The organism is Kribbella deserti, assembly GCF_042434725.1.
GTDB lineage: Bacteria > Actinomycetota > Actinomycetes > Propionibacteriales > Kribbellaceae > Kribbella > Kribbella deserti.
Window position 1 is genome coordinate 221,757 of record NZ_JBHLTC010000011.1, and the last position, 6,929, is coordinate 228,685.

At 67.9% G+C, this 6,929-nt stretch carries 8 protein-coding genes; 3 read left to right on the plus strand and 5 right to left on the minus strand.

The window, feature by feature from the left end; all coding sequences use genetic code 11:
• Position 1 precedes the first annotated feature (1 nt).
• The 5 genes from gmd to ACFFGN_RS10435 form a co-directional block, all read right to left on the minus strand.
• Entirely contained in the window at positions 2-991 is a 990-nt protein-coding gene (gene gmd, locus ACFFGN_RS10415; protein WP_380045883.1) for a GDP-mannose 4,6-dehydratase, read from the minus strand.
• On the minus strand, positions 988-1,932 hold the full coding sequence (locus tag ACFFGN_RS10420; protein ID WP_380045885.1) for a GDP-L-fucose synthase family protein: 945 nt from the start codon (positions 1,930-1,932) through the stop codon (positions 988-990). Before ACFFGN_RS10420 ends, gmd begins: the two co-directional genes overlap by 4 nt.
• Positions 1,932-3,365: a sugar transferase gene (locus ACFFGN_RS10425; protein WP_380045888.1), complete on the minus strand. Its 1,434-nt coding sequence runs from the start codon at positions 3,363-3,365 to the stop codon at positions 1,932-1,934. Before ACFFGN_RS10425 ends, ACFFGN_RS10420 begins: the two co-directional genes overlap by 1 nt.
• Positions 3,366-3,747: 382 nt before the next feature.
• Positions 3,748-4,023, minus strand: a complete 276-nt coding sequence (gene pspAA / locus ACFFGN_RS10430) for a PspA-associated protein PspAA (RefSeq protein WP_380045890.1) — start codon at positions 4,021-4,023, stop codon at positions 3,748-3,750.
• Positions 4,023-4,823 (minus strand): PspA/IM30 family protein, encoded by an 801-nt coding sequence (locus ACFFGN_RS10435; protein ID WP_380045892.1) that lies wholly within the window; start codon positions 4,821-4,823, stop codon positions 4,023-4,025. The genes pspAA and ACFFGN_RS10435 overlap by 1 nt, the downstream gene beginning before the upstream one ends.
• A gap of 154 nt (positions 4,824-4,977) precedes the next feature.
• Here ACFFGN_RS10435 and ACFFGN_RS10440 point away from each other — a divergent pair, with 154 nt between their 5' ends.
• The 3 genes from ACFFGN_RS10440 to ACFFGN_RS10450 are packed head-to-tail and all read left to right on the plus strand — an operon-like array spanning position 4,978 to position 6,839.
• Positions 4,978-5,583, plus strand: a complete 606-nt coding sequence (locus ACFFGN_RS10440) for a DUF3043 domain-containing protein (protein ID WP_380045895.1) — start codon at positions 4,978-4,980, stop codon at positions 5,581-5,583.
• A gap of 39 nt (positions 5,584-5,622) precedes the next feature.
• The gene (locus ACFFGN_RS10445; RefSeq protein WP_380045897.1) at positions 5,623-6,630 is read left to right on the plus strand and encodes an aldo/keto reductase family protein; all 1,008 of its coding nucleotides are present in this window, start codon (positions 5,623-5,625) and stop codon (positions 6,628-6,630) included.
• Entirely contained in the window at positions 6,627-6,839 is a 213-nt protein-coding gene (locus ACFFGN_RS10450; protein ID WP_380045899.1) for a hypothetical protein, read from the plus strand. The genes ACFFGN_RS10445 and ACFFGN_RS10450 overlap by 4 nt, the downstream gene beginning before the upstream one ends.
• Positions 6,840-6,929: the final 90 nt, after the last annotated feature.

Genomic DNA, 6,929 nt, shown 5'->3' on the forward strand with positions numbered 1-6,929 from the left:
GTCAGTCCTCGTCCTTGCGGGTGAGCTCGGCCAGGTCTGCGTCGACCATGATCTTGACCAGTTCGGGCACGTGGACCTGGGCCTTCCAGCCGAGTTCCGCCTGCGCCTTGGACGCGTCACCGATCAGCGAGTCCACCTCGGTGGGCCGCTCGTAGCGCGCGTCGTAGTCGACGTACTTCTCCCAGTCCAGACCGGCGTGCTGGAAGGCCAGCTGCACGAAGTCCTTCACCGAGTACGACGTCCCGGTGGCGACCACGTAGTCGTCCGGGTGGTCGTGCTGCAGCATGCGCCACATGCCCTCGACGTACTCCGGGGCGTATCCCCAGTCACGGCAGGCGTCCAGGTTGCCCAGGTAGAGCCGGTTCTCCAGGCCCAGCTGGATCCGCGCGACCGCCCGGGTGATCTTGCGCGTCACGAAGGTCTCGCCCCGGCGCGGGCTCTCGTGGTTGAACAGGATGCCGTTCACCGCGAACATGTCGTACGCCTCGCGGTAGTTCCGGGTCATCCAGTACCCGTAGAGCTTGGCGGCGCCGTACGGCGAACGGGGGTAGAACGGGGTGAGCTCGTTCTGCGGCGGCGGGGTCGCGCCGAACATCTCCGAGCTGCTCGCCTGGTAGAACCGGCAGTTCAGGCCGATCATGCGAATCGCCTCGAGCAGCCGGGTGGTCCCCATGCCGGTGGTGTCACCGGTGTACTCGGGCTCGTCGAAACTGACCCGGACGTGGCTCTGCGCGGCCAGGTGATAGACCTCGTCCGGCTGGATCGAGGCCAGCAGCGTGACCAGGCGCGAGCCGTCGGTCAGATCCCCGTAGTGCAGGTACAGCCGCTTGTCCTCGGCGTGCGGGTCCTCGTACAGATGGTCGATCCGGTGCGTGTTGAACGTGCTGGCGCGGCGGATCAGGCCGTGCACCTGGTATCCCTTGGCCAGCAGCAACTCGGCCAGATACGACCCGTCCTGTCCGGTGATACCGGTGACAAAGGCCTTTTTCATGCGTCCCCCCTGCTGTGCTCGAGGTACCAGGCGTAAACGCTCGCAACGCCGTCCTCGAGGTCGATACCGGGCTTCCAGCCCAGTGCGCCCAGCCGGCTCACGTCGAGCAGCTTGCGCGGAGTCCCGTCCGGTTTCGACGGGTCGGTGCCGATCGCACCGGTGTAGCCGACGGCCTTCGCGATGGTCTCGGCCAATTCGCGAATGGTCACGTCCGTGCCGACGCCCACGTTGATGGTCTGCGGGTCGTCGTAGTGCTCCAGCAGAAACAGGCACGCGTCGGCCAGATCGTCCACGTGCAGGAACTCCCGCCGCGGCGTGCCGGTCCCCCACAGCACGACCTCGTCGAGATTTCTCTGCTTGGCGTCGTGGAACCGGCGCATCAGGGCCGGCAGCACGTGTGAGCTGGTCAGGTCGAAGTTGTCGTTCGGCCCGTACAGGTTGGTGGGCATGGCCGAGATCCAGGGCAGACCGTACTGCCGCCGGACCGCCTGGACCTGCATGATGCCGGCGATCTTGGCGATCGCATACGCGTCGTTGGTGGGCTCGAGCTCACCGGTCAGCAGGCTCGACTCGCGGATCGGCTGCTCGGCGTACTTGGGATAGATGCAGGACGAGCCGAGGAACAGCAGCCGGGGCGTACGCACCGACAGGGCCGCGTCCATCACGTTGACCTGGATACGCAGATTATCGCTGAGGAACTCGGTCGGGTGGTCCCGGTTGGCCAGAATGCCGCCGACCTTGGCCGCCGCGTCGATCACGACCTCCGGCCGGTGCTCGGCGAAAAAGGCCATCGTGGCGTCCCGGTCGCGCAGGTCCAGCTCGCGGGAGGTGGCACCGATCAGCCGGGTGAACCCCTCGGCCTCGAGGCGCCGCCACACCGCCGAACCAACCAGGCCGCGATGACCCGCGACGTACACACGGGCGTTTCGATCCAGGCGCATCAGTAGGCGCCCGATCCGCGGAAGACGGCGCGGAAGGTCTTCCACAGGATGAGCAGGTCCAGCGTCATCGACCAGTTGTCCACGTAGCGCAGGTCGAGCCGCACGGACTCCTCCCACGACAGGTCGCTGCGGCCGCTGACCTGCCACAAGCCGGTCAGGCCGGGCTTGACCAGCATGCGCCGGGTGTCGTCGGCCGCATACAACGCGACCTCCTGCGGCAGCGGCGGACGCGGGCCGACCAGGGACATCTCACCGCGCAGCACGTTGATCAGCTGCGGCAGTTCGTCCATCGAGAAGCGCCGGATGATCCGGCCGAGCGGCGTCACCCGGGGATCGTCGCGCATCTTGAACATGACCGCGTTACCGTCGCTCAGCGCGTGCAGATCGCCCAGGCGCTGCTCGGCATCGACGTACATGCTGCGGAACTTGAGCATGCTGAACTCGACGCCCGAGCGACCGACCCGGCTCTGCCGGAACAGCACCGGCCCCCTGCTGCTCAGCTTCACCGCGAGGGCCAACCCGAGTAGCAGCGGCGCCGCGACGATCACCAGGCCGAGCGCGACGACCCGGTCGAACACGCTCTTCAGCAGGTGCGGACCGCCGCTGACCGACGGACGCTCCAAGTGCAGCAGGGACAAGCCGGCGACCGGACGGACCGAGATCCGCGGACCGGCGACCTCGATGATGCCGGGCGACACGATCAGCTCGACACCACGCTGTTCCAGCGCCCAGGACAACCGCCGCAGCGACTGACCGGCCAGCTCGGGATCGGCGGCGACGGCGACCACGTCGACATCGTGCCGATCGACCGCGGACATGATGTCGGACTCGTCCAGCTCGTCCGGTCCGAGACTGTCGCCCGGGCGGCCGTCGCGTGGGCGGCAGGTGGCGACCACCCGGAACCCGTCGGACGGACGCTTTTCCAGATGCTCGCTCAAGGTCTCCGCCTGGCTGTTGCGGCCGACCACCAGTACGCGGCGCATACAACGGCCGCGCTGGCGGTGCCGGCTGAGGTCCTTGCGCAGCCCGTAGCGCAGCAGCAACGCCAGCACCACGGTGGCCGGAATGGCCAGTACGACGAACCCGCGGGCGATCTCGCTTTTGGTCGCATACGACGCGACGGCAACGAACGCGGTCAGTCCCACGCCGGAGCGCAGGATCGACCGGAACTCGTCCGGGCCGGCGCCGAAGAAGCGCGGCTCGTAACCCCTCGACAGCGCGACGGCGGCCACCCACGCCAATGGCAACAGACTGCCGAACAGCAGATAGGTGGTACCGACCTGGTAGCCGAACCGGGTCAGCAGGGCGATCGAAACGCCCATCACCCCGGCCAGCAGGTCACCGCCGAGCGCGGCCCAGCGGTACACGCAGACCCACTGCGGCTCGGTCAGCCGGGCGGATCGCGGCACGATGGCGGGCACTTCGTTCGGCACGACCCAGACGGGTCCGCGCCGTTCGAAGAACTCGGCCGGTGTTATCGGTGTTACCGGCGCAATCGGTCTTGGTGAAGCCGTCGGCTGCGCCGGTGGCTTCACCGGCGCACTCGACCGCTCGGTCGAACTCAGTTCAGGCACAGCATCCCCCATGACGGCACTATCCGTCACCCTCGGTCACCCCCCGGTGAAACTTCAGAGCCAACAGCCACTCTGTACAGCGTTTCTGCCGCAGGCCGAGTACCCCCTCGGCGGCAGTTCCGCCTAGGGTACAACGAGTATCGGCCTGTGGGATAGCGCCATCTACAGCCTGTTGTCTACTGCTGGTCCACCGGGGTTCACCGGACCGTGCCTTGCCGTTCACCGGGCGGGGTGTCGGCACTCAGCCGGCGATCAGACCGTCGCCACTGATCAGCTCCCGCATCTCCGACAAGGTGCTGTCGGCCGGGGGCAGGATCACGTCGGAGTCGTGCAGCACGTCGTCGGCCACCTTCTCGCCACCGCGGACCAGGTCGAGCAACGCGGCGAAGGCGGTCTTGAAGCCCTCTTCGTCGTTACCGGAGACGGCCTGCTCCAGCTTGCCGTCGACCTCGTTGAGCTGGTCGAGCTTCTCGTCGGGCAGGCTCCACTGGCCTTCGCCCATGATGCGAACGATCATCACTGCACTCCGTCCTGCGGGCGGGCCTGCTGCGGCTGGGCGGCGGGCTGCTGAACCGGCGGCGCGGCGGGATCGTTGGCGATCTGCTTCGGCGCCTCGGCGGGAGCCAGCTGCGCCTTGAGCTGGGCGAGCTCGTCCTCCACCTGGGAGTTCGACGAGAGCCGCTCGAGCTCGAGGGTGACGCTGTCCTTGTTCGTACCGCTGGCGTCGTCGAGCGCGCCGGAGGCGAGCAGCTCGTCGATCGCGCCGGCCCGGGCCTGCATCTGCTGGGTCTTGTCCTCGGCCCGCTGCACCGCGAGACCGACGTCGCTCATCTCCTCGGAGATACCGGAGAAGGCCTCGTTGATCCGGGTCTGCGCCTCGGCCGCGGTGTAGGTCGCCTTGATCGTCTCCTTCTTGGTACGGAAGGACTCGACCTTGGCCTGCAGCCGCTGGGAGGCGAGCGTGAGCTTCTCCTCCTCACCCTGCAACTGGGCGTGCTGGGTGGTGAGGTCGTCGATCTGGCCCTGCAGGGCCGACTTGCGGGTCAGGGCCTCGCGAGCGAGATCCTCCCGGCCCATGCCGAGCGCCTTCTGCGCCTGGTCGTGCAGTTTCTGCGACTGTGACTGCAGTTGGGCCGCCTGCAGTTCGACCCGCTTGCGGCTGGTGGCGACGTCGGCGACGCCCCGCCGTACCTTCTGCAGCAGTTCGAGCTGCTTCTGGTACGAGTAGTCAAGGGTTTCGCGAGGATCCTCGGCCTTGTCCAACGCCGTGTTGGCCTTGGCCTTGAAGATCGTCGACATCCGCTTGAAGATGCTCATCGATATCCGTACCCCTTCTGCGCCGGCGAGTGGACCCGGCGTGCGTCAACCACCCTATGTCGCCACGGGTCACGGCACCATCAGGACCGGCCCGGATAAAGTGGTGAAACGTCCGGGGACCACCCCGAGTGCCGGTTTTACCAAAGACAGCCGAATGAGGTCATCAGTCCCCGTGTTCCGTCGAGCCAAGACCGAAACAGCCCCGAAGCCCACGCCGGCCGCCGAGCGCGGCCCGAAGGAAGGCGGCAAGGGCCGCCCGACGCCGACCCGCAAGGAGGCCGAGGCCGCCCGCAAGGCCGGGCTGAAGAAGCCGCGGACCCGCCGGGAGGCGGCGGCGTACCGCCGGGAGAAGGCGCGGGCCGAGCGGATCAAGGTCCAGGAGGCGATGAAGTCGGGTGACGACCGGTACCTGCCGCTCGCCGACAAGGGCAAGGTGCGCCGGTTCGCCCGGGACTACGTCGACGTGCGCTGGTCCGTGATGGAGTACGCGCTGCCCGTACTGCTGGTCTTCTCGTTCGCCGGCATTCTGTTCTCGGGTATTCCGTGGGTGCCGGGCGCGGTGAACATGCTCTTCCTGGCGATCATTCTCGCCATCGCGCTGGACTGGTTCCTGCTCACCCGCGGCCTGCGCAAGGCCGTCACCGAGCGGTTCCCGGACGAGCCGACCAAGGGCGTCGGCTTCTACGCCGTGCGCCGGACCATGCAGATGCGCCGCTGGCGGTTGCCGAAGCCGCTGGTCGAGCGTGGCCAGAAGCTGTAACAACGCCCACTCGCGGGTACGACGACGTAGGGTCGGAGCATGGACTTTCGCTACCTCGGAAACAGTGGCCTCAAGGTCAGTGAGATCTCGTACGGGAACTGGATCACGCACGGCTCGCAGGTGGAGAACGACCAGGCCAAGGCCTGTGTGAAGGCCGCGCTGGACGCGGGCATCACCACGTTCGACACCGCGGACACCTACGCGAACACCAAGGCCGAGGTGGTTCTCGGTGAGGCGCTCGCGGGGGTCCGCCGGGAGTCGGTGGAGATCCTCACCAAGGTCTACTGGCCGACCGGGCCAGGCGGCCCCAACGACACCGGACTGTCCCGCAAGCACATCCACGAGTCGATCAACGCCTCGCTCAAGCGGCTGCAGACCGACTACGTGGACGTCTACCAGGCGCATCGCTTCGACACCGAGACGCCACTGGAAGAGACCATGGAGGCCTTCGCCGACCTGGTCCGGGCCGGCAAGGTGCTGTACGTCGGCGTCTCCGAGTGGACCGCCGACCAGCTCCGCGAGGGCCATCGGCTGGCCCGGGAGCTGCGGATCCCGCTCGTCTCGAACCAGCCGCAGTACAGCATGTTGTGGCGGGTGATCGAGGGCGAGGTGGTACCCGCCTCCGAGGAGCTCGGGATCGGCCAGATCGTCTTCTCGCCGATCGCCCAGGGCGTGCTCACCGGTAAGTACCTGCCGGGTCAGCCGGTTCCGGAGGGCTCGCGCGCGACCGATGCCAGCGGCGCCAACTTCATCAAGCGGTTCCTCACCGATGACGTACTGACCCGGGTCCAGGAGCTGAAGCCGATCGCGGCCGAGGTGGACCTCAGCCTGGCCCAGCTCGCCGTCGCCTGGGTGCTGCAGAACCCGAACGTCTCCTCGGCCATCATCGGCGCCTCCCGCCCCGAGCAGGTCGGCGAGAACGTGAAGGCCGCCGGCGTGAAACTCGAGGACAGCCTGCTCAAGCAGATCGACGAGGTGCTCGGCACCATCGTCGAGCGCGACCCGGCCAAGACCGCCCAGAACGCGCCCCAGACGAGGCCGGTATGAGCTGGTCATGGCGGTTCGAGACCGCCACGGGTGAACCCGCCGACCCGGGCGACCTGGCCACGGCCGAGTTCTCCGCCCAGGGTGACGCCGAGAGCTGGCTCGGCGAGTTCTGGCGCGAACTGGCCGAAGCCGGTGTCGCCCAGGTCCGCCTGTTCGAAGACGGCCGCGAGGTCTACGGCCCCATGAGCCTCGCCGCCCAGGAGGACTAGCTTTTCGCGCGGCTGCCGGGGTTCTGCGCGGCTGCCGGGGTTTCGCGCGGCTGCCGGGATTTGGGTGCCCGCTGCCGGGGTTTCGCGCGG